Source organism: Neisseria dentiae (assembly GCF_024580525.1).
Classification (GTDB): Bacteria; Pseudomonadota; Gammaproteobacteria; order Burkholderiales; family Neisseriaceae; genus Neisseria; species Neisseria dentiae_A.
In genome coordinates this window covers 56477-81634 of the sequence record NZ_JANIKQ010000006.1, presented here as the reverse complement: position 1 = coordinate 81634, position 25158 = coordinate 56477, and the positions used below count along the sequence as shown (strand labels likewise).

The 25158-nt window shown below is 54.8% G+C and carries 25 protein-coding genes; 19 read left to right on the top strand and 6 right to left on the bottom strand.

The features are described 5' to 3' along the window. Positions 1 to 9 precede the first annotated feature (9 nt). The 8 genes from rfaE1 to NQ012_RS05335 all read left to right on the top strand — a co-directional run bounded on the left by rfaE1 (position 10) and on the right by NQ012_RS05335 (position 5908). Positions 10 to 972, top strand: a complete 963-nt coding sequence (rfaE1, locus tag NQ012_RS05370; RefSeq protein WP_257066581.1) for a D-glycero-beta-D-manno-heptose-7-phosphate kinase — start codon at positions 10 to 12, stop codon at positions 970 to 972. Positions 973 to 1005: 33 nt separating this feature from the next. After that, a complete protein-coding gene (locus NQ012_RS05365) occupies positions 1006 to 1188 on the top strand; it encodes a hypothetical protein (protein WP_085365035.1) in 183 nt (60 codons plus the stop codon). Then, positions 1169 to 1753: a zeta toxin family protein gene (locus NQ012_RS05360; protein WP_257066579.1), complete on the top strand. Its 585-nt coding sequence runs from the start codon at positions 1169 to 1171 to the stop codon at positions 1751 to 1753. Before NQ012_RS05365 ends, NQ012_RS05360 begins: the two co-directional genes overlap by 20 nt. Positions 1754 to 1796: 43 nt before the next feature. Further along, positions 1797 to 2798 (top strand): ADP-glyceromanno-heptose 6-epimerase, encoded by a 1002-nt coding sequence (gene rfaD, locus NQ012_RS05355; RefSeq protein WP_257066578.1) that lies wholly within the window; start codon positions 1797 to 1799, stop codon positions 2796 to 2798. Positions 2799 to 2951: 153 nt separating this feature from the next. Next, on the top strand, positions 2952 to 3446 hold the full coding sequence (rraA, locus tag NQ012_RS05350) for a ribonuclease E activity regulator RraA (protein WP_257066577.1): 495 nt from the start codon (positions 2952 to 2954) through the stop codon (positions 3444 to 3446). Positions 3447 to 3449: 3 nt separating this feature from the next. Beyond that, a complete protein-coding gene (locus NQ012_RS05345) occupies positions 3450 to 3869 on the top strand; it encodes an OsmC family protein (protein WP_257066576.1) in 420 nt (139 codons plus the stop codon). 87 nt (positions 3870 to 3956) lie between these two features. Further along, positions 3957 to 4679, top strand: a complete 723-nt coding sequence (locus NQ012_RS05340; RefSeq protein ID WP_257066575.1) for a GntR family transcriptional regulator — start codon at positions 3957 to 3959, stop codon at positions 4677 to 4679. Between the two features lie 344 nt (positions 4680 to 5023). After that, the gene (locus NQ012_RS05335) at positions 5024 to 5908 is read left to right on the top strand and encodes an RnfABCDGE type electron transport complex subunit B (RefSeq protein ID WP_257066641.1); all 885 of its coding nucleotides are present in this window, start codon (positions 5024 to 5026) and stop codon (positions 5906 to 5908) included. 191 nt (positions 5909 to 6099) lie between these two features. Here NQ012_RS05335 and NQ012_RS05330 read toward each other — a convergent pair whose 3' ends face one another. Beyond that, on the bottom strand, positions 6100 to 6579 hold the full coding sequence (locus NQ012_RS05330; protein ID WP_085365029.1) for an FKBP-type peptidyl-prolyl cis-trans isomerase: 480 nt from the start codon (positions 6577 to 6579) through the stop codon (positions 6100 to 6102). A gap of 477 nt (positions 6580 to 7056) precedes the next feature. Here NQ012_RS05330 and NQ012_RS05325 point away from each other — a divergent pair, with 477 nt between their 5' ends. The 8 genes from NQ012_RS05325 (at position 7057) to rpoD (ending at position 18041) form a co-directional block, all read left to right on the top strand. Next, positions 7057 to 7350, top strand: a complete 294-nt coding sequence (locus NQ012_RS05325; RefSeq protein WP_085365028.1) for a hypothetical protein — start codon at positions 7057 to 7059, stop codon at positions 7348 to 7350. A gap of 138 nt (positions 7351 to 7488) precedes the next feature. Continuing rightward, entirely contained in the window at positions 7489 to 8862 is a 1374-nt protein-coding gene (locus NQ012_RS05320; RefSeq protein ID WP_257066574.1) for an FAD-binding oxidoreductase, read from the top strand. 352 nt (positions 8863 to 9214) lie between these two features. Continuing rightward, entirely contained in the window at positions 9215 to 11500 is a 2286-nt protein-coding gene (gene pflB / locus NQ012_RS05315) for a formate C-acetyltransferase (protein ID WP_257066573.1), read from the top strand. Positions 11501 to 11646: 146 nt separating this feature from the next. Then, entirely contained in the window at positions 11647 to 12447 is an 801-nt protein-coding gene (gene pflA, locus NQ012_RS05310; RefSeq protein ID WP_257066572.1) for a pyruvate formate lyase 1-activating protein, read from the top strand. Between the two features lie 719 nt (positions 12448 to 13166). Then, positions 13167 to 13379 carry a 30S ribosomal protein S21 gene (rpsU, locus tag NQ012_RS05305; protein WP_085365024.1) on the top strand — a complete coding sequence of 71 codons (213 nt, stop codon included), beginning with the start codon at positions 13167 to 13169 and terminating at the stop codon, positions 13377 to 13379. Positions 13380 to 13629: 250 nt separating this feature from the next. Continuing rightward, positions 13630 to 14076, top strand: a complete 447-nt coding sequence (locus tag NQ012_RS05300) for a GatB/YqeY domain-containing protein (RefSeq protein ID WP_257066571.1) — start codon at positions 13630 to 13632, stop codon at positions 14074 to 14076. Between the two features lie 76 nt (positions 14077 to 14152). Continuing rightward, the gene (gene dnaG / locus NQ012_RS05295) at positions 14153 to 15928 is read left to right on the top strand and encodes a DNA primase (RefSeq protein WP_257066570.1); all 1776 of its coding nucleotides are present in this window, start codon (positions 14153 to 14155) and stop codon (positions 15926 to 15928) included. A gap of 154 nt (positions 15929 to 16082) precedes the next feature. Further along, positions 16083 to 18041, top strand: coding sequence for an RNA polymerase sigma factor RpoD (rpoD, locus tag NQ012_RS05290; RefSeq protein ID WP_257066569.1), 1959 nt, complete (start codon positions 16083 to 16085; stop codon positions 18039 to 18041). Between the two features lie 230 nt (positions 18042 to 18271). Here the strand turns inward: rpoD and NQ012_RS05285 are convergent, their stop codons facing one another. From NQ012_RS05285 to purM, 4 genes are all read right to left on the bottom strand, one after another. Beyond that, positions 18272 to 18400, bottom strand: coding sequence for a hypothetical protein (locus NQ012_RS05285; protein WP_257066568.1), 129 nt, complete (start codon positions 18398 to 18400; stop codon positions 18272 to 18274). Between the two features lie 4 nt (positions 18401 to 18404). Next, positions 18405 to 19937 carry a BCCT family transporter gene (locus NQ012_RS05280; RefSeq protein WP_257066567.1) on the bottom strand — a complete coding sequence of 511 codons (1533 nt, stop codon included), beginning with the start codon at positions 19935 to 19937 and terminating at the stop codon, positions 18405 to 18407. A 332-nt stretch (positions 19938 to 20269) separates the two neighbouring features. After that, entirely contained in the window at positions 20270 to 20506 is a 237-nt protein-coding gene (locus NQ012_RS05275) for a hypothetical protein (RefSeq protein WP_257066566.1), read from the bottom strand. 78 nt (positions 20507 to 20584) lie between these two features. Further along, positions 20585 to 21622: a phosphoribosylformylglycinamidine cyclo-ligase gene (purM, locus tag NQ012_RS05270; protein ID WP_257066565.1), complete on the bottom strand. Its 1038-nt coding sequence runs from the start codon at positions 21620 to 21622 to the stop codon at positions 20585 to 20587. A gap of 140 nt (positions 21623 to 21762) precedes the next feature. Between purM and NQ012_RS05265 the strand changes: the two genes are divergently transcribed. Beyond that, positions 21763 to 22833, top strand: a complete 1071-nt coding sequence (locus tag NQ012_RS05265) for an AI-2E family transporter (RefSeq protein ID WP_257066563.1) — start codon at positions 21763 to 21765, stop codon at positions 22831 to 22833. A gap of 78 nt (positions 22834 to 22911) precedes the next feature. Here NQ012_RS05265 and NQ012_RS05260 read toward each other — a convergent pair whose 3' ends face one another. Next, positions 22912 to 23322 carry a hypothetical protein gene (locus NQ012_RS05260; protein ID WP_257066562.1) on the bottom strand — a complete coding sequence of 137 codons (411 nt, stop codon included), beginning with the start codon at positions 23320 to 23322 and terminating at the stop codon, positions 22912 to 22914. A gap of 160 nt (positions 23323 to 23482) precedes the next feature. Between NQ012_RS05260 and NQ012_RS05255 the strand changes: the two genes are divergently transcribed. Together NQ012_RS05255 and NQ012_RS05250 are read left to right on the top strand one after the other, a co-directional pair. Beyond that, complete coding sequence (locus NQ012_RS05255; RefSeq protein WP_257066561.1) at positions 23483 to 24211, top strand: SDR family NAD(P)-dependent oxidoreductase; 729 nt, start codon at positions 23483 to 23485, stop codon at positions 24209 to 24211. A 178-nt stretch (positions 24212 to 24389) separates the two neighbouring features. Then, complete coding sequence (locus NQ012_RS05250) at positions 24390 to 25010, top strand: Smr/MutS family protein (protein ID WP_257066560.1); 621 nt, start codon at positions 24390 to 24392, stop codon at positions 25008 to 25010. Positions 25011 to 25158: the final 148 nt, after the last annotated feature.

The following is a 25158-nucleotide window of genomic DNA, read 5'->3' as shown; positions in this document are numbered from 1 at the left end:
TTGATCAATATGGTATTCCCAACCGACCCGCAAACCCTCAAAACCCGCCTTGCCCAAGCCCGCGTGCTGGTGGTGGGCGACGTGATGCTCGACCGCTACTGGTTCGGAGACGTATCGCGCATTTCCCCCGAAGCCCCCGTGCCCGTGGCCAAAATCGGCAAAACCGACCAGCGCGCCGGCGGTGCCGCCAACGTTGCCCGCAACGTCGCCTCGCTGGGCGGGCAGGCCGCTTTGCTGTCGGTAACCGGTAACGACGAAGCCGCCGACGTACTCGACGGCCTGATGCGGCAGGACGGCGTGGCCGCCCATCTGGTGCGCGATTCGGAAATCGCCACCACCGTGAAACTGCGCGTGGTTGCCCGCAACCAGCAATTGATCCGCCTCGATTTCGAAGAGGTGCCGCACCGCGAAATCCTCGATTCGGTAAAAGACCAATACCGCGCGCTGCTGTCCGAATACGACGTGGTGATTCTGTCGGACTACGGCAAAGGCGGACTGCTGCACGTTGCCTCGATGATAGAATGGGCGCGTCAGGCCGGCAAACCCGTGCTGATCGACCCCAAAGGCGACGACTACGAAAAATACGCCGGCGCCACCCTGCTCACGCCCAACCGCGCCGAGCTGAAGGAAGTGGTGGGCAGCTGGCGCAGCGAAGCCGAGCTAACCGAAAAAGCGCAGCACCTGCGCCGCCACCTCGAACTTGAAGCCCTGCTGCTCACCCGCAGCGAAGAGGGCATGACCCTGTTCGGCGGTAGCGAAATCGTCAACCGGCCCACGCGGGCGCAGGAAGTGTACGACGTGTCCGGCGCGGGCGACACCGTCATCGCCAGCATGGGCTTGGGGCTGGCCGCGGGCTTCAGCCTGCCCGAAGCCATGCACATCGCCAACACCGCCGCAGGCGTGGTGGTGGCCAAACTGGGCACGGCAGTATGTTCGTTTGACGAGCTGACCGCAGCACTCGAAAAGGAATAACGGCGGTTTCAGACGGCTTTGAAAGGAGGCGCTATGTACCAACCCGATTTGGAAAAAATCAAACGCAAGCAGGCTGAATTGCAGGCGGCCCACCGCGCATGGATAGCCGAAAAAGCCAAACACGAAATATTGGCGTTTGCCGATGAAAAAGGCAACGTCGTATTGCACCACCCCGACGGGCATACGGAGATTGTGCATGAGGCCGAAGCAGGCTAGGGCGGTATTTTATTGCGGCACCAACGGTGCGGGCAAAACCACTTTGCGCGGTTTGAACCACGATGCCGTGTCGGTGGTGATTGATTCCGACCATATCGCCGCCGAGCTTAATCCTGCCAACCCGCGGGCCGCAGATATGGAGGCCGGGCGGCAGGCGTTAAAACTTTTTCAGACGGCTTTAAATAACGGTATTTCGTTTTCCATGGAATCCACACTGTCGGGTGTTTCGGTGTTGCGGCGTATGCAGCAGGCCAAAGATAAGGGATTTCATGTTATTTTGAACTATATCGGGCTGGTTTCCGCCGATTTGCATATCGAACGCGTACAGTCGCGCATCCGCAGCGGCGGCCATCCGATAGACAGCAGGGTCATCCGTAAGCGTTTCATCGAAAGCCACGCCAATCTGGCCGTGGCGCTACAATTGGCCGACGAAGCGTATCTTTATGATAATTCCGGGGCAGAGTTGGCATTGGTGTTATATGCCGCAGACGGTAAAATTTATCTGCAAACCGATACGCAGCCCGCATGGGTGCAGAAGCTGATACAAACACTAACGGCCGTCTGAAAGCCCGGGTCTTTTTCAGACGGCCTCCCGAAAGGAAAGCATTATGACCATCATCGTAACCGGTGCCGCCGGCTTTATCGGCAGCAACATCGTTCAAGCCTTAAACCGGCGCGGCATCACCGACATTGTTGCCGTCGATAATCTCTCGCGCGGCGAAAAATTCAAGAATCTGGCCGAGTGCGAAATCGCCCATTATCTCGACAAACATGAGTTTATCCGCCAAGTGCGCGAGCACGAGCTGCCCTACGACAACATCGAAGCCGTGTTCCACGACGGCGCCTGCTCCGACACCATGGAGCACGACGGCCGCTATATGATGGACAACAACTACCAATACAGCCTCGACCTGCTCGATTGGTGCCAAGACGAACGCATCCCCTACCTTTACGCCTCCAGCGCGGCGGTGTACGGCAAAGGCGAAATATTCCGCGAAGAGCGCGAGCTGGAAAAACCGCTCAACGTTTACGGCTATTCCAAATTCCAATTCGACCAAGTGGTGCGCCGCCGCATGAAAGAAGGGCTGACCGCGCAGGTGGTGGGCTTCCGCTATTTCAACGTTTACGGGCAGCACGAGCAGCACAAAGGCCGCATGGCGTCGGTGGCTTTCCACCACTTCAACCAATACCGCGAAAACGGCTACGTTAACCTGTTCGGCGCCAACGACGGCTACGGCAACGGCGAGCAGACCCGCGACTTCGTGAGCGTGGAAGACGTGGTGAAAGTGAACCTGTTTTTCTTCGACCACCCCGAAAAATCAGGTATTTTCAACCTCGGCACCGGCCGCAGCCAGCAGTTTAACGAGCTGGCCGCCGCCACCGTCAACGCCTGCCGCTCGGCCGAAGGCAAAGCGGCGATGACGTTGGAGGAGCTGGTAAAAGAAGAGCTTATCCGCTATATCCCCTTCCCCGACGCGCTCAAGGGCAAATACCAGAGCTTCACCGAAGCCGACATCTCGCGCCTGCGCGAAGCGGGCTACGACGGCACTTTCTTCGATGTGAACGAAGGCGTGAGCCGCTATGTGGCGTGGATGCTGGAAAACCTTTAGCAAGCGCGGCAGGCAGTCTGAACGGTAAAAATCTTTTATAATTAATGTTTTCAGACGGCCCGGTATTGTATTTTCGGCATTACGCGCCATTTTAAGGCGTATCCCGCCAAAGATTTTCAGGCCGTCTGAAGCCTGTAAACACAAGGAGAAAACATGAGCAACCAATACGATTTCGCCACCTCCGACCTGATCGACATTGCGCCCGACACCCCGTCGTGCGAAACCCAGTTGCGCCATTTCGGCCGCCGTTACCGCTTCTGCGGCAGAATCCGCACGGTAAAATGCAGCCGCGACAACGGTTTGGTTAAAAAACTGATGAACACCCATTCCGACGGCGAAGTGCTGGTGGTGGACGGCGGCGGCGATTTATATAGCGCGCTGATGGGCGACATGATTGCCGGTGCGGGAGCAGCCAACGGCTGGGCGGGGGCGGTGATTTTCGGTGCCATACGCGACAGCGAAGCACTCAACACCCTCGATTTCGGCGTGAAAGCGCTGGGCACCAACCCGCGAAAAAGCGGCAAAGAAGGCACGGGCGAAGTGGACGTGCCGGTCAGTTTCGGCGGCGTAACCTTCACGCCCGGACATTATCTATACAGTGATTCAGACGGCATTTTGGTTTCGGAACAACCGTTTCATCAGGAATAAAACATGCAGGTAACTTCAAAATGGATTGACGGGATGTGCTTTATCGGCACCACGGAGCACGGCCACAGCGTGGTGATGGAAGGCGCGGCGGCGGAAGGGCGTGTCAAACGCGGCCCCAGCCCGATGGAAATGCTGTTATTGGGTGTGGCGGGTTGTTCCAGCATCGACGTGGTGATGATTGCCGAAAAACAGCGGCAGAATGCGGCAGACTGCCAGGCCACCGTTACCGCCAAACGGGCAGACGAAGCCCCGCGCGTATTCACCGAAATCCACATCCATTTCAAAGTGTTCGGCCGCAACCTTAAAGAGAGCGCGATTGCCAAGGCCGTGGAGATGTCGGCCGAAAAATACTGCTCCGCCTCGATTATGCTGGGCAAGGCGGCAAAAGTAACGCACAGTTTCGAATTGATTGAAGAAGTATAAAGGTTTTGCCGATTGAGGCCGTCTGAAAACCGTTCAGACGGCCTTGAAATCCATCTATGATGACTCTGAAAACCAAAGAGACACAGTATGATTGAAAATAACAGCAATAATACCAACACCATGTTTTACGCCCCCGCTGCTTCGGCTTCGATGGAAGAGCGGCACGACTCCGAACTGTTCAGGGTGTATGCCCAGATTCTCGACGGGATTACCGACCACCAACTCCGCCCCGGCCACAAACTGACCGAATCCGACCTGTGCCGGCAGATGGTGTGTTCGCGCGGTACCGTGCGCAGCGCGCTCTCGCTGCTCGCACACGACAAAATCGTCGATTTGCTGCCCAACCGGGGCGCATTCGTGCATGTGCCCGATGCCAAAGAAACGGAAGACGTGTTCAAAATGCGTATCGCGCTGGAAGAAACCGTGATCAATATGCTGCTTGAACGCCCTGATCTGGCCGAGCGCGCCAAACCGCTGTATGCCATGATAGAGCGGGAAGAAGCCGCCTTCGCACGCGGCGACCGTGTGGCATGGAACCGCCTTTCCAACGCCTTTCACGTCGAATTGGCGCGACTGCTCGACAACAGCGTGTTGATTGATATCGTTAACACCTTGTGCGCCCGTTCCTCACTGATTATTGCCGTTTTCGACGCCCCCAAAGACCGCTTGCGCCACACCTATTGCGAACACCGCGAAATCCTCGATCTGCTGGTGGCGGGCAAAGGCAACCGCGCCTGCAAAATGATGCGCAAACACTTGGGCCAATGCCAGGCGCGCCTGCTGCGCAAATTCGGTTTGGAAGAAGAGTAATAACCCGCGCTTGCCGCAGCCGTGCCCGTTAAAAAACCGCATCCTAACCGGATGCGGTTTTTTTTATGCCGCTATCTTTGCAGAAAAGCATGGTTTTGAATGCTGCGGGTTGAATGTTATATAGTCAGAGAACTTTGCAAAATTCTTTTCGATACCTTAAAACACTTGCGTCATGCTCGGGCCAAGCCCGAGTATGACGAAATATAAATAAATTCAGGACTACAACGGCTTTTTGCAAAGGTTTCAGTCAACCAACTTCAGAATAAAGCACACGCGCCATACCCGGGCTTGAACCGAGTATTTCCTGTTGCCGAAACTCAAGATGCTCGGGTCAAGCCGGGTATCTGTTAAAATGCACCTTTCCCTATTCCAGCCTGCCGACCATGAGCCTCGTCCAACATTTAGACCACCTGCTGCCGCAAACCCAATGCCGCGAATGCGGCTATCAGGGCTGTTTGCCCTATGCACAGGCGCTGGCCGAAGGAGAGGCCGAAATCAATTTGTGTGCGCCGGGCGGAGAGACCGTTATGCTGGATATTGCCGGCCTGCTCGGCAGGCCGCCGCTCAAGCCCGCCAAAATTCAAGAAAAAGCGCTGGCGTGGATAGACGAAACCGCGTGCATAGGCTGTACGGCCTGTATCAGAGCCTGTCCGGTCGATGCCATTATGGGCGCGTCCAAACAGATGCACACGGTTATCCGCAACGAATGCACAGGGTGCGGGTTGTGCGTGGCGCCGTGTCCGGTCGACTGCATCCATATGCAGCCGGTCGAAGCCGGTTTTCTGCCGCTGGCGCACGCAAGCGGACACGGCGGCAATCCGCGCCAAGCCGCGGCCGAATATGCCTGCGCCCGTTTTAACTGGCACGAAAAACGTACGGCGAGAGATTTGCAGGAGAAAAAAGCCCGCTTGGCCGAACGGGAAGCCGCCGTTAAAGCCAAAGCGGCAGAACAGGCCGCCACGGCCCGAACGGCCGCTCCCTCGTTCAGCCCGGCTGATCTGATTGCACAGGCAATGGCGCGCGCCCAAGCGCAGCAAACGCAACGGGTGGTGTCGGCCAACCGCGAAGCTTATCAGGCAAAGCAGTTGGAGGAAGCCAAAGAGCGTGCCGCCTACCGCCGCGCGCAGCGCGATTTGCAATACGGCACGGAAGAAGAAAAAGCGGCGGCATTGGCGTTTCTGCGGCAATATAAGGCTGAGCAGGAAGCCAAAGCGGCCAAGCGCGATTAGGTTTATCCGCCGTAGCCAAACAACTTAACTTAAATCGCAGTATTGCCATATTCGGGTTAAACCCGAGTATGGCGTATGTACTTTTTCTTAAGTTGATTTATAGCTGCCAATTTTGGAAGATGCTGCACCATAACGATACAGGCCGTCTGAAAGTTTCAGACGGCCTGTTGTCATTTGGAAAACCGGCTCGATTAATGATGGTGTCCGTGCTCGCCGTGCACATGGCCGTGGGCGATTTCTTCTTCGCTGGCATCGCGCACGCTGTCAACTGTGGCTTTGAAGCGGATTTTCATGCCGGCCAGCGGGTGGTTGCCGTCAACCACGGCTTTGCCGTCGGCCACGTCGGTTACGCGGTAAACCCACACATCGCCGGTTTCGGGGTCGTCGGCTTCGAACATCATGCCTACTTCCACTTCAACAGGGAACACGCTCACATCTTCGATGCGCACCAACTCGGGGTCTTGCTCGCCGAAAGCGTCGTCGGGTTGCAACACAATGTCCACCACGTCGCCCGCCTCTTTGCCGTGCAGCGCTTCTTCTACCAACGGAAAAATACCGTCGTAGCCGCCGTGCAGGTAGGCGATGGGTTGTTCGGTTTTGTCGAGTAACTGGTCGTTGGCGTCAAACATCTCGTAATGCAAGGTAACAACGGAATTTTTTTGGATAGCCATGCTAAGGTCCTTGTTTGTTTTGAAAATTCGGTTTCTTTGATAAAACTTCGGCGATTATAACACACTTATGCACGCACCCCGGGTTTCAATTTGTCGGGCGAAATCAAGTTATGCACGTCAAAAATTATGCAAATGTTGTATTTTTGCCACTTTGTGCATCATTGTGGCAAATAATGCGTAATAATTCTGAAAATAGTTTTATTTGTTATCGAATTATTTAAAATTTTGAAATTTCAATGCAAACTTTAGTTTTATTACAGAAATAAAGCAGAAATTTGCAATTTATATTGAACTTATTTCTGCTTTGATATGACTAAGCTACCATATTCATGGTTCGCTGGGTTGCCGGTTGCATTGCATTAGCCAAGCAGGTCGGGCATAATGCCGGAATTCAGCAATGAATTTCTTTTTCCCCATATGAGACCGGGTTCGTGCCTGTGTCAATTTGTTTTTAAATCGATTTAAAAGGTATTGAAAATGAAAAAATCTCTGTTAGCCGCTGCTCTGATGTCTTTGTTCTTGGCTGCTTGCGGTCAGCAAGCTAGTGCTCCTGCTGCCGCTTCTGCTGCCAGCGAAGCCGCTTCTGCCGTTGATGCAGCTGCTTCTGCTGTTGACGCTGCTGCTTCTGAAGTTTCTGCCGCTGCTTCTGCTACTGAAGCCGCTGCCGCTTCTGCTACCGATGCAGCTGCTTCTGCTGCCGACACTGCCGCTACCGCAGCTGCTTCTGCTGCCGACGCTGCCGCTTCTGCTGCTGCTTCTGCCGCCAAATAAGCATATTTTTAAAATATGCAGCAAAAAGCAGGATACAATGTATCCTGCTTTTTGTTTTGGGCAATCATTCCGCCCGAGCCTTTGTCCCCTTCCGAAACCGTTTCGGAAGGTTTTCCTGTTTTTCAGACGGCCTGAATTATGAATCCGCAACACATCAAACCGGCATTGCTGCAATTTTTAAGTGCAGACGAAATCTTAGAAGACACATCCGCCTGGCTGACCGACCAGCGCCGCCGCTATACCGGCACGGCAGATGCGGTGGCGCAGCCCAAAAGCGTGACTGCGGTGCAGCAGTTGATGCGGTTTTGTTTTGAAAACCGGATACCGGTAACGCCGCAGGGCGGCAACACAGGGTTGTGCGGCGCTGCCGTGCCCGAGGGCGGGGTGTTGCTGAACCTTTCCAAACTCAACCGAATCCGCAGCATCAATTTGGCCGACAATGCAATAACCGTGGATGCGGGCGCGGTGCTGCAAACGGTGCAGGAAGCGGCGGCGGCGGCGGGGCGGCTGTTTCCGTTAAGTTTGGCCAGCGAAGGGTCGTGCCAAATCGGCGGTAATATTGCCTGCAATGCGGGCGGGTTGAATGTGTTGCGCTACGGAACCATGCGTGATTTGGTGTTGGGGCTGGAAGTGGTATTGCCAAACGGCGAATTGGTTTCGCACCTGCATCCGCTGCACAAAAACACCACCGGTTATGATTTGCGCCATCTGTTTATCGGCAGTGAAGGCACGCTGGGTGTGATAACGGGGGCAACGTTGAAACTGTTTGCGCTGCCGAAAACCGTTGAAACCGTGTGGGTGGGGGTGGATTCGATAGAGCGGGCGGTGGAACTGCTCACGCTGGTGCAGGGCGGTTTTGCCGAGCGTTTGTGCAGCTTCGAGCTGGTCAGTCGTTTTGCGTTGGCGTTGTCGTCCGATTTCAGCCGTATCGGCCAACCGGTTGATGCACTGTGGCATATTCTGCTGGAGTTAGCTGATTCGATGGAAAGCGGCGGCTTGGGCGAGGAGTTGGCGGAGTTTTTGCTGGCGCACGGTTTCGACAATGCCGTGGCGGCGCAATCCGAAGCCGAACGCCAAGCCTTGTGGACGTTGCGGGAAAATATTTCCGCATCACAGCGCAATCTGGGCGCCAGTATCAAACACGATATTGCGGTGCCGATTGAAAACGTGGCCGGGTTTGTGGCCGATTGCGAAACTGCGCTTCAAACGGCTTTTCCCGGCATCAATATCGTGGTGTTCGGCCATCTGGGCGACGGTAGCCTGCACTACAACACTTTCCTGCCCGGCGTGCTGGATAACGGGGTGTATGAATATGAAGATGCGGTGAATGCCGTAGTGTATGAAAACGTGTTGGCCTGCAACGGCACGGTGGCGGCGGAGCACGGTATCGGCATTGTGAAGAAGCAATGGCTGCCGAGCGTGCGCAGTGCGTCGGAAATTGCGTTGATGTGGGCGGTGAAAGCCGAACTTGATCCGCGCGGCGTTATGAACCCGGGTAAATTGCTGCCGTAGTTTTGTTTCAGACGGCCTGAGGTCTGTGAAAAGTCCGATCAGGCAGTCCGAAATACCCAACCGGTCAAAATAAAATAATCGTTGGTTGGTGAAAAAATTTTCAGGCCGTCTGAAATGTTTCAGACGGCCTGTTTTAATCCACACAATTTGATTATTGTACGCCTGTTTTTTGCTGTGCGACAGTATTTGTCGGTTTGTTTTATCCTACTACATTTTGCTACCTGATTTATATCAAGTAGTAATTTTGTTTCAATAAAATCGCAGCGCATCTGCCTTGAATAAGTGCTATTCTGTGCCCATTAAGTTTCATGTAACCCGTTTCTTATCGTTTGAAAAAACAAGGAGTTCAAAAATGGCTACCACCGCACAAGAGCGCCCCGCAGCATGGGCCGGCTTTAAAGCCGGCGAGTGGGAGAGCAGTATTGACGTACGTGATTTTATTCAGAAAAATTACACGCCTTATGAAGGCAATGCCGACTTTCTAGCCCCCGCCACCGAAGCCACCACCAAACTGTGGGCGGAAGTGATGGAAGGCATCAAAGTGGAAAACCGCACCCATGAGCCTTATAAAGTCGACGCTCAAGTGGTTTCCGGCATCACCAGCCACGGCCCCGGCTATATCGACAAAGATTTGGAAACCGTCGTCGGCCTGCAAACCGACGAACCGCTGAAACGTTCCATTATGCCTTTCGGCGGCCTGAAAATGGTGCAGGATTCTTGCAGCATCTACCGTGTAGAGCTGAACCCCACCGTAACCGAAATCTTCACCAAATACCGTAAAACCCACAATCAGGGCGTGTTCGACGTTTACACCCCCGATATCCGCCGCTGCCGCAAATCAGGCGTGCTGACCGGCCTGCCCGACGCTTACGGCCGCGGCCGCATCATCGGCGACTACCGTCGCGTGGCGTTGTATGGTATCGACCGTTTGATGGCCGACAAAGTGGCGCAGTTCAACTCGCTGCAACCCGATTTGGAAGCCGGTAAGAACTTGGAAGAAGTTATCCGCCGCCGCGAAGAAATCAACGACCAGCACAAGGCTTTGGGCCAAATGAAAGAAATGGCCGCCAGCTACGGCTTCGATATTTCCGGCCCCGCCAAAAACGCCCGCGAAGCCGTGCAGTGGACTTATTTTGCCTACTTAGCTGCCGTGAAATCGCAAAACGGCGCCGCCATGTCGTTCGGCCGCGTGGCCACTTTCTTGGATATCTTTATCGAGCGCGACCTGCAAAACGGCACGTTAACCGAAATCGAAGCGCAAGAGCTGATCGATCACTTGGTGATGAAACTGCGTATGGTACGCTTTTTGCGCACCCCCGAATACGACCAATTGTTCTCGGGCGACCCGATTTGGGCCACCGAATCCATCGGCGGCATGGGCTTGGACGGCCGCACGCTGGTAACCAAAAACAGCTTCCGCTTCTTGCACACCCTGTATAACATGGGTCCGTCGCCCGAGCCGAACATTACCGTGTTGTGGTCCGAGCAGCTGCCCGACGGTTTCAAACATTTCTGCGCCAAAGTATCCATCGACACTTCGTCTATCCAATACGAAAACGATGACTTGATGCGCCCCGATTTCAACAGCGACGACTACGCCATTGCCTGCTGCGTCAGCCCGATGGTGGTCGGCAAACAAATGCAGTTCTTCGGCGCACGTGCCAACTTGGCCAAAACCCTGCTGTACGCAATCAACGGCGGCGTGGACGAAAAATCGAAAGAACAGGTCGGCCCCAAATCCGAGCCGATTCTCGACGAAGTGTTGGATTTCGACACCGTGATGGCGAAAATGGACAATTTTATGGATTGGTTGGCCACCCAATACGTTACCGCGTTGAACATCATCCACTACATGCATGACAAATATTCGTATGAAGCCGCGCTGATGGCTCTGCACGACCGCGACATCAAACGCACCATGGCCTGCGGTATCGCCGGTTTGTCGGTAGCCGCCGACTCGCTTTCCGCCATCAAATACGCGAAAGTGAAACCCGTGCGCGACGAAAACAATATCGCTGTCGATTTTGAAATCGAAGGCGAATACCCGCAGTTCGGTAACAACGACGACCGCGTTGACGACATTGCCTGCGATTTGGTAGAACGCTTCATGCGCAAAGTGGCCACCCACCCGATGTACCGCAACGCGATTCCGACCCAATCCGTGCTCACCATCACTTCCAACGTGGTTTACGGCAAAAAAACCGGCAACACCCCCGACGGCCGCCGCGCAGGCGCACCGTTCGGCCCCGGCGCCAACCCCATGCACGGCCGCGATGTGAACGGTGCGGTGGCTTCGCTCAGCTCGGTAGCCAAACTGCCGTTCGAGTTCGCCAAAGACGGTATTTCCTATACCTTCTCGATTGTGCCGGGCGCATTGGGTAAAGACGAGCAGTCCCGCGAACGCAATCTGGCAGGCCTGATGGACGGTTATTTCCACCACGAAGCCGGCGAAATCGAAGGCGGCCAACACCTGAACGTGAACGTGCTCAACCGCGAAACCCTGATGGATGCGATGGAACATCCGGAAAAATATCCGCAGTTAACCATCCGCGTATCCGGTTACGCCGTGCGCTTCAACTCGCTGACCCGCGAGCAGCAGCAAGATGTGATTACCCGCACCTTTACGGCAAGCATGTAATCCGGTTCAGGGTTCGTTATCAAAATGCCGGGTTCGCAGCCCGGCATTTTTTCAGACGGCCTTGATTACTTAATGAAGGCCGTCTGAAACCCGTTTAAATAGTTTTATAAACCCAACCCGAACAAAACCAAAAAAAGACAACCGCCATGCAAACCTACACCATCAAACCCGAAAACGAACACCACGAAGGCCACCGCGGCTACCACGGCACCGCCATCGTGCATTCCATCGAATCATGCGGCACGGTCGACGGCCCCGGCCTGCGCTTCGTGCTGTTTCTGCAAGGCTGCCTGATGCGCTGCCTGTATTGCCACAACCGCGACACTTGGGATATGCACACCGACAAATCGCAAGAGCTTACCGTGGAGCAGGTGATGAAACAGGTGCTGTCATACCGCCACTACCTCAAAGCCACCGGCGGCGGTGTAACCGCAACCGGCGGCGAGCCGCTGCTGCAATACGAATTTCTGCGCGACTGGTTCACCGCCTGCCGCGAGCACGACATCCACACCTGCCTCGACACCAACGGCTACGCCCTGCATTACGACGAAATCCTTGACGACCTGCTCGACCACACCAACCTGGTGATGCTCGACCTGAAACAGATTGATCCCGAAATCCACAAAGTGCTGGTGGGCATTCCCAACACCAAAACCCTCAACTTCGCCCGCTATCTGGCCGAGCGCAACCAGCCCACGCGCGTGCGCTATGTGATCGTGCCCGGCTACACCGACGACGAACGTTCGGCCAACCTGCTCGGCGAATTTATCGGCGGCATGGAAAACGTGGAAACCGTGGAGCTTCTGCCGTATCACGAACTGGGCGCGCACAAATGGGAGCTGTGCGGCGACGAATACAAACTCAAAGGCGTACATCCGCCGCCCAAAGAAACCGTGTTGAAGATTAAAGAAATTTTAGAGGGCTACGGCAAAAACATTATTTTGTAGGCCGTTAATGCCTGTCAGGCCGTCTGAAAGCAGACAGACAGCATGAGACTTTTGCAAAATTCTTTTAGGCCGTCTGAAATATCCGATTATCGTCATTCCCGCGCAGGCGGGAATCCAGTCGTTTTTTCATAAGTTATTGAAATAAAATACTTGATGGTTTTAAGGCCGGATTCCCGCCTGCGCGGGAATGACGGGATACGAACGTTTTCAGGTTTGAATTGGTTATTTTGCAAAGGTCTCAGCGCATGGTTTTTTCAGACGGCCTGATGGTTTTGTGAAATCCGTTTCCATATGATTACCGTCTATTTATTACCGTCATACTCGGGCTTGACCCGAGTATCTTTTATTTTCTTGATTTCCCTGTCAAAAGAGAATACCCGGGTATGGCGGAACACAAACTTTTGGCAACCCGGTAACTTTGGCAGTTTGCAAAAACAACAGCCTGATGCCTTGGTAAAAAAGTCGGCAATCCCGCCGTTTTTCTTGACAAACCAAGCCGTTGCTAAGATAATCCGCTAATTCGTCTGCCGCCGTTTGAATACGGCGGGTAATTTTTCGGCAGCCTGTTGCTGCCGTGCCGTTAGGAGGTGATGTTTACATCACGGCGCGTATCCCGCCCTGCCGGATCCGGCACAACCTGCGATACACCCAAACCCATTTCCGAGGCCGTCTGAAAACAAAGCGGCGGCCCGTAACCTGATTTTTGTTAAGGAATAAAAATGCCTGCTATCCGTGTAAAAGAAAACGAACCTTTTGAAGTTGCCATGCGCCGTTTCAAACGCGCTGTGGAAAAAACCGGCCTGCTCACCGAGCTGCGCGCCCGCGAAGCCTACGAAAAGCCGACCACCGAGCGCAAACGCAAAAAAGCCGCTGCCGCCAAACGCCTGCAAAAACGTCTGCGCAGCCAGCAACTGCCCCCGAAACTCTACTAATCCGTCACGCTTTTCGATGTGACGAAAGCAATACACACCGTAAGGCTTCGGCTTTGCGGTGTTTTTGGCTTTGTATGGCCGCCCGCCTGCAAACCGAAACGTTGGCGATGTAAGCTGCCGGCGTGAAAAACGTCAAACCTTATACGGCAGGCAGGGTTTTGCAAAAGCCGCAGGCCGTCTGAAAACTTGATTTTTTACCGGGCGGCACCATTGAAGCCATACCGATTGTTTAATTTAACCGAGCGACACCATGAGCCTGAAAGCCCGACTTGCCGAAGATATGAAAACCGCCATGCGCGCCAAAGACAGCGTAACGCTTTCCACCGTGCGCCTGATTAACGCCGCCGTCAAACAGTTTGAAGTGGACGAACGCACGGAAGCCGACGATGCCAAAGTGGTGGCCATCATCACCAAAATGGTCAAACAGCGCAACGACAGCGCGAAAATCTACACCGATGCCGGCCGCAGCGATTTGGCCGACAAAGAAAACGCCGAAACCGAAGTGCTCAAACGCTATCTGCCGCAGATGATGTCGGCAGAAGAAATCCGCACCGCCGTAGCGGCAGCCGTGGCCGAAACCGGTGCCGCCGGCATGGCCGATATGGGCAAAGTGATGGGCGTTTTGAAAACCCGCCTGGCCGGTAAAGCCGATATGGGCGAAGTGAATAAAGCGTTGAAAGCGGTGTTGGCGGCCTGATTGCCAAACGAGGCCGTCTGAAACGGATTACGGCCTAACCGTTGCCGTTTTTTCAGACGGCCGCAGATAAAAAAACATGATACCCAGCGAATTTATAGACGAGCTGCTGGCCAAAGTCGATATCGTCGATATTATCGACGAGCATGTGCCGCTGAAAAAAGGCGGTGCCAACTATATGGCCTGCTGCCCGTTTCACAAAGAAAAATCGCCGTCGTTTTCGGTGAGCCCGCAGAAGCAGTTTTACCACTGCTTCGGTTGCGGCGCGCACGGCACGGCCATCGGTTTTATTATGGAGTATCAGGGGTTGAGCTTTACCGAGGCCGTGCAGTATCTGGCCGACCGCACGGGTTTGACCGTGCCGCGCACGCACGCCCGGCAGGACAACCCCGAACAGCGCGCCGAGCGCAAGAAAAAACAGCAAACGCTGGAAGAAACCACCGAGGCCGCCGCCGCTTTTTACAGAGGCCGTCTGAAACAGGATGCGCGCGCGCAGGAATATCTGCGCAAACGCGGCCTGAGCGCCGAAATCATCGAGCATTACGGCTTGGGCTATGCGCCCGACGGCTGGCAGCCGCTGGCGCAGGTGTTCCAGCCGTATCCCAACACCCCGCTGGTGGAAAGCGGCATGGTGGTGGAAAAAGACGGCAAACATTACGACCGCTTCCGCGACCGCATCATGTTTCCGATCCGCAACCCGCGCGGGCAGGTTATCGGCTTCGGCGCCCGCGTGCTCGACAAAGGCGAGCCGAAATACCTCAACTCGCCCGAAACGCCGCTGTTCGACAAAGGCCGCAACCTCTACGGCCTGCACGAAGGCCGCGCCGCCATCAAAGAAGCGGGGCGCATTTTGGTGGTGGAAGGCTATATGGACGTGGTGGCGCTGGCGCAGTTCGGCATCGGCTACGGCGTGGCCGCGCTCGGCACCGCTACCACCGCCGAGCATGTGAAAATCCTGATGCGGCAAACCGACAGCATTTATTTCTGTTTCGACGGCGACAGGGCAGGGCGCAAGGCCGCATGGCGCGCACTCGAAAACGCGCTGCCGCAGCTGAAAGACGGCAAAACGCTGCGTTTTCTGTTTCTGCCCGAAGAGCACGACCCCGACAGCTATATCCGCGCCTACGGCAAAGCACAGTTTGAAGATGCTCTGCTCAACCAAAGCCAGCCCTTGTCGGCCTATTTTTGGGAACACCTTTCAGACGGCCTCAATTTGAACACGCAAGAAGGCAAGGCCGAGCTGGTGAAAACCAGTGCCCCGCTGCTCGCCCAGATTACCGCACCCGCGTTATCCTTTCTGCTGAAACAGGAATTGGGCGACAAAGTGGGCATCGACCCCGCCAACCTCGCCCGCCTGCTGGGGCAGGAAGCACCCAAGCAGCACGTGAAGCAGAAAAGCTACAAGCTGCCGCAGGAAACCTTTAGGCAGCCGCAGATGTCCACTCTAGTAGAGCGGCAGATACGCAGCCTCTTGATAAATCCCGCATGGGCTGCATATATAGAACTGCCTGAATATCTGAACCTTAGCGGCGATTTCGCCTGCCTAGCCAACCTTGCCGAGCTGATCAACAGCCGGAAAGAGCCGCCGGGCAGCGCGCAGATTTTGGAACATATGCGCGGCACGCCCCACGAAGCCACCGTCAACCGCATTTTCCAAAACATGCTGCACGGTGCGGAAGAGCTGGAAAGCAGCAGCGAAGAAGATTGCGAAAGTTTCAAACTCGGCATGAAAAAGCTGCTGAATGAGTTAAAATACGCCCAAATTGAAATGCTGAAACAAAAAAACCGGCAGGGCGGTTTGAGCGAAAGCGAAAAAAAACTGCTGCTAGCCTTATTAACGCCCGCAGCATATTGAAACCTTGAAACAGGCTTGCGAACACGATTCGGAGGCCGTCTGAAAACACATACACACCACTGCAACCGAGTCGTCTTGCACCTACCGCAGAACCCCCTTTCTATTGTTTCAGACGGCCTCATCCCCGTTAAACCGTTTAACCAGAGAACATTCTATGTCTAACGAAAACACCGATATCCACGACAGCGAATACGAAGAACAAGACGACAACCGCCCGCTGACCCTTGAAGAGCAGCGGGCGCGGTTGCGCCAGCTCATCATCATGGGCAAAGAGCGCGGCTACATCACCTATTCCGAAATCAACGACGCGCTGCCCGACGATATGTCGGATGCCGAGCAAATCGACAATATCGTCAGCATGATTGCCGGATTGGGTATCCAAGTAACCGAGCAGGCGCCCGATGCCGAAGAAATGCTGATGAGCGACAACACCGCCGCCATCACCGACGACGACGCGGTGGCCGAAGCCGAAGCCGCCTTATCGAGCGTGGACAGCGAGTTCGGCCGCACCACCGACCCCGTGCGTATGTATATGCGCGAAATGGGGCAGGTTGACCTGCTTACCCGCGAAGACGAAATCATCATCGCCAAAAAAATCGAAAACGCCCTCAAAAACATGGTGCAGGCCATTTCCGCCTGCCCCGGTTCGATTGCCGAGATTCTCGAATTAATCCAGCGCATCCGCGAAGACGAAATCAAAGTCGACGAAGTGGTGGAAGCCATTATCGACCCCAACGAAGTGCTACTGAACGAACTCGGTTTGGGCCACCTCGAAACCGCGCCGGCAGCCGCCGCCGACACCGATGACGGCGACGATAGCGACGACGATGGCGATGACGATGAGGAAGACGAAGGCAGCGCGGAAGCCATCGCCGCCACCAATCTGGAAGAGCTGAAACAGAAAGTGTTGGAACACTTCGAACGCATTCAGGCCGACTACGACAACATGGTAGCCGCCCTGGCCAAGCACGACAGCCGCCACCAAGCCTATCTCGAGCACCGCGACGCCATCGCATCCAAACTGCTCGAAGTGCGCTTCGCCACCCGTCAGATCGAAAGCCTGAGCAGCAGCCTGCGCGAGCGCGTGGAAAGCATCCGCCGCCTGGAGCGCGAAATCCGCGACATCTGCGTGGAGCGCGTGCACATGGACCGCGATTATTTCATCGGCTATTTCCTGCCCGAAATCACCAATTTGGCATGGGTGGAAACCGAAATCGCCAAAAACAACGTGTGGGGCAACGCACTCGACCGTTTCCGCCATGCCATTATCGAAAAGCAAACCGAGCTGGCCAACATGGAAACCGAAACGCAGATTTCCATCGAAGAGTTGAAAGAAATCAACAAAAACATGGTTATCAGCGAGAAAGAAACCGCCGCCGCCAAGCAGGAAATGATTCAGGCCAACCTGCGCCTGGTGATTTCGATTGCCAAAAAATACACCAACCGCGGTTTGCAGTTTCTCGATCTGATTCAGGAAGGCAATATCGGCCTGATGAAGGCGGTGGATAAATTCGAATACCGCCGCGGCTACAAGTTTTCAACTTACGCCACTTGGTGGATCCGCCAGGCGATTACCCGCTCGATTGCCGACCAGGCGCGCACCATCCGCATTCCGGTGCACATGATCGAAACCATCAACAAAATGAACCGCATCTCGCGCCAATATCTTCAGGAAACCGGCGAAGAGCCTGATTCCGCCAAACTGGCCGAACTGATGGAAATGCCGGAAGACAAAATCCGCAAAATCATGAAAATCGCCAAAGAGCCGATTTCGATGGAAACCCCCATCGGCGACGACGACGATTCGCATCTGGGCGACTTTATCGAAGATGTGAACAACATCGCCCCCGCCGAGGCCGCCATGTATTCGAGCCTGCACGAAGTAACCAAAGAAGTGCTCGAAAGCCTTACCCCGCGCGAGGCCAAAGTGCTGCGTATGCGTTTCGGCATCGACATGAACACCGACCACACGCTCGAAGAAGTGGGCAAACAGTTCGACGTTACCCGCGAACGTATCCGCCAAATCGAAGCCAAAGCCCTGCGCAAGCTGCGCCACCCCACCCGCAGCGACCGCCTGCGCAGCTTCTTGGACAGCGAAGAAAACAAGCAGTAGGTAACACAAAAGGTTGTTTGATATGGAAAGGCCGTCTGAAACGTTTCAGACGGCCTTTTGTTTTTCAAAACCTGTTTTATATCATTTCCACCATACTCGGGCTTGGCCCGTGTATCTGCTTTTCTAAAAAAAAACAAAAAGATACTCGAGTCTAGCTCGAGTATGACATGAATGGTTTACATGACGCAGATGGTTTAAAAACAGGAAGGCTTCTGCCTTTTATCTCGGCATTATTCGTCTTTATCGAAAAACGCCAGCTTCACCACATAACACAGAAACAGCACCGCCAACAGCAGCAGCACGGTTTCCAGCGCGTTGTCCTGCGGGCTTTGGTTCCAGTAGAAAATCTCTTTTTTCATCTGCCTATTCCTTTCTCACGCGCGGCACGTCGCGGTTGAGCTGCCGCCACAGCGCGGCAAACCACAAATACATCACGAACACAAACGGAAAACCCGAAAACGAGCCTACGGCTTTGATGCCTTCCATTTTGCCGGTAAAAATCACCGCATAGCTGATTAAAGTCATAAACACGCACCACACCACCGCGCGGAATTTGTTTTCGCTGCGGCCGTCGTTGCTCGTCATGATGCCCAGCGAAATCGCCGCGCTGGTAACGGTGGTAACGATAAAGCCGAGAAACAGCACGATGGTCAGCGGTTTGGTAACCCCCGACAGCGGCAGCATATTGAGCAAATAATAGAACGTGCCTTCATAATCGCCCTTGTTGGCGATTTCGGCCAAACGCCCCGTGCCTTCCACCGTGTCGAGCAGGCTGAAGCCGGAGAACACCGAAAACCAGATCACGATAAAGCCCGAGGGCACCATAACCGAAGCAAACACAAATTCGCGCAGCGTGCGGCCTTTGGAAATTTTGGCGAGAAACACGCCCACAAACGGCGCCCACGTTACCCACCACACCCAATAAGCCATCGGATACCACACCACCCAGTCGCGGTTGTGGAACATATAAAGTTCAAACGAATGGTGTACCGTTTTGGTGAGGATATTGCCCACCGACACCGCTATCGTGCTCAAAAAGTAATGCGTGGGGCCGACGGCGAATACAAACAGCAGCAGCAACACCGAGAAATAAATCGTCCAGTCGCCCAAAAATTTCATGCCTTTGTTAATCGGCAGCACCGCACCGGCGGTGTAGAGCGCGGCCAAGGCTGCTAATACCACCGCTTTCCAAGCTATAGTATCGAACGAAAAACCGGTGATGATTTTCAGGCCCGAAGCAATCTGCACAGAAGCCATCGCAATCGAAGAGGAAACCGACATCGCAATCGACAAAATCGCCATGCCGGTAACGATGATACCCAGCGGCTTCGCCCATTTTTTGCGGCTGAACGCATATTGCAGCGGCGCCGCAGGCGTGCATTCGGTTTTATGCTGATAGGTGAAATACGCCATCACCAAACCCGCAATCATATACAGCGACCACGCCGGAATACCCCAAACGTGCAGCGCCAGACTCATGGCGTTTTCCACTTTCTGATATTCCGTCAGCCCCGCCGCCTGAACGCCGATGGGCGAATGGAAATAGTGCCACAAGGCTTCGATGGGGCCGAAAAACACGATGCCCACGCCGATGCCGGCGGTAAACAGCATGTTCATCCACGAGAGAAACGAATATTTGGGGCGGGCGTCTTTGCCGCCCAAACGGATATTGCCGAAGCGCGGCGAAAGCGCCACCGTCAGCCCCACGCCGAAGGCCGCGAGCGGCAGCCACATAATCAGCCAGTCGAATTTCAGGTAGAAAAACTTGCTTACCGCAGCGATGGTGCCGGTGAGCAGGGTAGGGTTAACCACTGCGGTAACGGCCATCAGACCGACCAGCAGCGAAGTCCATAAAAAATAATTCGGGCGTTTCGGGGGATTTTCTTGTGCAGACATACGCAGCCTTTTCTTGGAGTTTGGGAAAAAAGGTTGCGAGTAAAGACGTTGGCAGGAATATCATGCCGTTTTGTTATGCGGCGTATCTTAGCATTAAGGGTTGGAAAATGTAAAAGGCCGAGACCTTTGCAAAATTCAACACCACCTAAAAATGATTCCCGTCATTCCCGCGTAGGCGGGAATCCAGGTGCTTGGCATACAAGTGTTTGTTTAATCAATACTTCAATGTTTACCTCTGGATTCCCGCCTACGCGGAAATGACGGTGTTAAGCATTTCAGACGGCCTGTTTCGGGTTGGCGGAAAAATCAGATTTCTGTTTTTAAACAAAAGGCTATTTTAAATCCAGCCGCTGCGCCCATTTTTTTGCAAACTCGGTGATGTCCGCCACGCTTTCGGGTTTGAGCATGGGGCGGGCCTGTTTGGCCAGCTGTTTCACTTGTTTGAAGTTGGTTTTTCCGGCGCGGTATTCCGCCCAATGGGTAACGGCGAACCGTTCCATTTCTTGTTGGTGTTCCGGCTGCGTGTGTTTCAGCAAAAATTTCAGCGCTTGTTTTTCAATAATATTCATAACGTTTGGTCGGATAAATGCCCGCAAAAATTGCGGGCAGCTATGTTTAAAGGGCGTTCAGACGGCCTGAAGCTGTGTTCAGGCAACCTGCGTTTGGTGCTCGCCGCCGTTGCGGCTGCGGATTTCGCCCAAGCGGTAAACGGTTTCGCCTTGTCCGGCCAAAAAAGCCTGCACCGCGTCGGCGTCTTCGGCGGCTACCACCACCACCATGCCGATACCACAGTTGAAAGTGCGGTACATTTCCTGTGTTTCCACATTGCCCGCCTGTTGCAGCCATTGAAAGAGCTTGGGCATCTGCCATGCGCCCGCATCGATTTGGGCGACGGTGTTTTCCGGCAGAATGCGCGGCACGTTTTCGGTGATACCGCCGCCGGTGATGTGCGCCATGCCTTTGATGGTGAATTGTTGCAGCGCGGCCAAAATCGGTTTCACATACAGGCGGGTGGGGGCGATGATGGCTTGGCGCAGGGTTTTGCCGTTGTCGAATTCGGCATCCAAATCGGGTTGGTCGCGCTCGATGATTTTGCGGATTAACGAATAGCCGTTGGAGTGCGCGCCGTTGCTGGCCAAACCCAGCACCACGTCGCCCTCGGCAATGCTGCGGCCGTTAATCACTTGGTCTTTTTCCACCACGCCCACCGCGAAGCCGGCCAAATCGTATTCTCCTTCGGGGTACATGCCCGGCATTTCGGCGGTTTCGCCGCCGATTAAGGCGCAGCCCGATTCTTCGCAGCCTTGCGCGATGCCTTTGATGACATCGGTGGCGCGCGCCACATCGAGTTTGCCGCAAGCGAAATAATCGAGGAAAAACAGCGGTTCGGCACCTTGTACCAGAATGTCGTTCACGCTCATGGCCACGAGGTCGATGCCGACGGTGTCGTGTTTGTCCCAATCAAATGCCAGCTTCAGCTTGGTGCCCACGCCGTCGGTGCCGGAAACCAAAACGGGGTTGCGGTATTTTTTGCCGATTTCCACCAGCGCGCCGAAACCGCCCAAATCCCCCAACACTTCGGGGCGCATGGTGCGTTTGGCAAAGGGTTTGATGTTTTCGACCAGTTGGTCGCCGGCATCAATATCGACACCTGCGTCGCGGTAGCTCAGGGAAGTGTTGCTCATGGAGGGGCTTTCTTATTCAGGGTTGGGAAAATGCGGCTATTTTACCCGATTTTGTGCCGCTTAAGCATTTTCAAGCGGCCTGAAAAGCCAAATATGATATGCTTGAGGCCGTCTGAAAACTGTTAACGAATCGTTTTTTTATGTATCGCAAAAAAACTCGCGGCGGCAAGCCGTGGCTGATTGCTGCGGCCGTGACAGCCGTTTTTATCTGGTTGGTTTACGCGCTGGGCAATATCCTCACGCCGTTTATCGTGGCGGCGGTGCTGGCCTATATTCTGAACCCGTTGGTGGAAAAGCTGCGCGACAAGGGTATGAAGCGCGGGTTGGCCGCGATGGTGGTGATGATCTTGTCGCTGGCGGTGATTTTCGCACTGATGCTGATTATCGTGCCGATGCTGGTTAACCAGTTTAATAATTTGGTCGAGCGCCTGCCGCAAATTGTGAATTTTATTCAAAACAAGCTTTTGCCGTGGGTGAGCCGTTTTGCGGGCGAGCGGGTGGAAATCGATACGCAGAGCGTTACCGCCTGGTTGCAGTCGCACACCGGCGAATTGAGCAATGCGCTGCGCAAGGCCGCGCCTACATTGCTGCAACAGGGCGGCAATGTGGCGGCGGGGCTTTCCAACCTGCTGCTGCTGCCGTTTCTGCTGTATTACTTTCTGCTCGACTGGCAGCGCTGGTCGCACGGCGTGCGTGCGCTGGTGCCGCGCCGTTTTCTCGACAGCTATGTCCGCATCAGCGGCAATATGGATAAGGTGTTGGGCGAGTTTCTGCGCGGGCAGTTGATGGTGATGCTGATTATGGGCTTGGTTTACGGCGTCGGCCTGATGCTGGTGGGGTTGGATTCGGGCTTTGCCATCGGCATGATTGCCGGCATTTTGGTGTTTGTGCCGTATTTGGGCGCATTTACCGGCCTGCTGCTCGCTTCTGTTGCCGCGCTGTTGCAGTTCGGCTCGTGGCAGGGGCTGCTGACGGTGTGGGCGGTGTTTGCCGTCGGCCAGTTTTTAGAGAGTTTTTTCATCACGCCGAAAATCGTCGGCGACCGCATCGGCCTTTCGCCTTTTTGGGTGATTTTCTCATTGATGGCGTTCGGGCAGCTGATGGGTTTCGTGGGCATGCTCGTCGGCCTGCCGCTGGCGGCGGTAACGCTGGTGCTGCTGCGCGAAGGTGCGGACGTGTATTTCAAAAGCTGGTTTTACAACCACAAGTAACCGTGCCGTTTTAATAAACACAGGCCGTCTGAAAACTTTTTCAGACGGCCTTTGCGTTAACCGGATATTCTGCGCGTGTTAATCAATCGCTTTGTGTTTCTGCTTGTTGTGCAGCTTCCATTTCACCGCATAGCCCAGCACCACGGGCACGATGGCGATGATGATTTTAAAAGTCCAGCCCGCATACCAAGGTTTGCTGATAACGATGGCCGAAGATTCCGCGCCCGGCACCAGAATATCGCGCACCGCCACCCAATCGAGATACGGCCACCAGCAGGCCACCAGCAAGCCTGGGAAAAACGGCCAAACCGTGCGGCTCAGGTTGCGCTGCCACAGCACGAAGCACACGGTTACGCAAATCAGCGTTAACGCAGAAATCAGCAGCTTGGTTTGCGCAGGCGCGCCGAAATAATTGGCAATCAGGTAGGTGAGCACCACCCACAAAGCCGCCAACACGGCCACAATCAATTCTTCAGGGCGTTTAAACATTGCAGTTCCTTAATATGTTTTTGAAACAGTTTGCCGGAAAAGGCATTCAATATACCGCAAAACACTTTGCTTGGATACCGCGCCCCGTTTTCAGACGGCCTCGGCAAAACCGCCTGCCGGGCGTTAAAATACGCTTTTCCACACCACGGGCAGTCGTGTTATGAACACCAAAATCATCATCACCGGCCACAGCAGCGGCTTGGGCAAAGCGTTGGCCGGACATTATTTGCAGGCCGGTTGCAGCGTGCTGGGCTTGGCGCGGCGGCAGGTGCGCCTGATGCCGTCTGAAAAACTGGTGCAGCAGCAGATTGATTTGGGCGACAGCACCGCCCTTTCGGATTGGCTGGCGGGCGGTGCCTTAGAGCGGTTTGTTGCGGATGCCGGCGAAATCATCTTAATCAACAATGCCGCCGCCGTAGCCCCCAATGCCGTGGCGGGGCGGCAGCAGGCAACAGAAATCGCCGCCGCCGTGCCGCTGAACATTACCGCGCCCATGCTGCTGGCCAACCACCTGATTGCCTGCAAGCCCGAAGGGGCGGTGTTGAAAATCGTTCATATCGGAAGCGGGGCGGGGCGCAACGCCTATCCGGGTTGGAGCGTGTACGGCGCTGCCAAAGCCGCGCTCGACCACCACGCCCGCTGCATCGCCGCCGAACAACATCCGCGCGTGAAAATCGCATCCATCGCCCCGGGCGTGGTCGATACCGCCATGCAGGGCGAAATCCGCCGCGCGCATCAGGCGGATTTTCCGATGGTGCAGCGTTTTCTCGACCTGAAATCAGAAGGCGGCTTAAGCAGCCCCGAAGCCACCGCCGCCGAAATTGCCGGAATGATTGCAAGCGAGTGTTTCGGCACAAATGTTATTGATGATGTGCGCCGCCTGCGTTAGGGCGTGTTGTCGAAGGCATTGCGGCGGTATTTTTGGTTAAAATCTGCTTCACAAGCTATCAACGACACGCCTTAGGGCGCGGTATAAAATGTTTTCAGACGGCCTCAAGGCGTATCGATATTAAAAAACGCAATCTTATTGAGGCCGTCTGAAAAAACGATCATAGAAAGCAACAAGCATGAACAAAGATTTCCAATCCGTTTTAAAAACATTGGGCAAACAGGCCAAACAGGCCGCCGAGGCGAAGGCACAAGCTGAAGAGGCGGCACGCAAACAGGCGGCGCAACAGGTGGATTTCGCCAAAGAAATGGCCGGCGTTACCCCGTTGAAAAACAGCAACCGCTACGCGCCGCCGCGCGACGTATCACCGATCAAACCGCGCCAAACCCAAGCGGAGGCCTTAGCGGCGGAAGATTATTTTTATGTGGGCGACGGCGGAACCGACGAACCGCCCGCCACCTTCAGCAAAAACGGGCAGGGCAAAAACGACATCCGCCGTTTGCAGAGCGGCCATTGGCCTGTGGTGGCCGATGTGGACCTGCACGGCTACACGCAGGAAGAAGCGCAGCAGGTGTTGAACGAGTTTATCGAGTTCACCAAAAAACGCGGCGTGTGCGGCGAAATCGTCCACGGCAGCGGTTTGGGTTCTTCGGGCTACAAACCTGTGCTGAAAAATCTGGTGCGTCGCTGGCTGATGGCCCACCCCGACGTGCTGGCTTATGCCGAACCGCGCCCGGGCAACGACGGTGCGGTTAGGATTTTGCTCAAACGCAACCGTTCGTGGGAGCAGGAAAGTTAGACGGGGGCTTTGCAAGCTGCCCAGGCCGTCTGAAATGCTTGAATACCGTCATATTCGGGCTTGCCCCGAGTATCGGCCAGTTCTTTTTTAACAAAGAGATGCCCGGGCCAAGCCCGAGCATGACGCAGAGGTTTTAAAAATACCGACA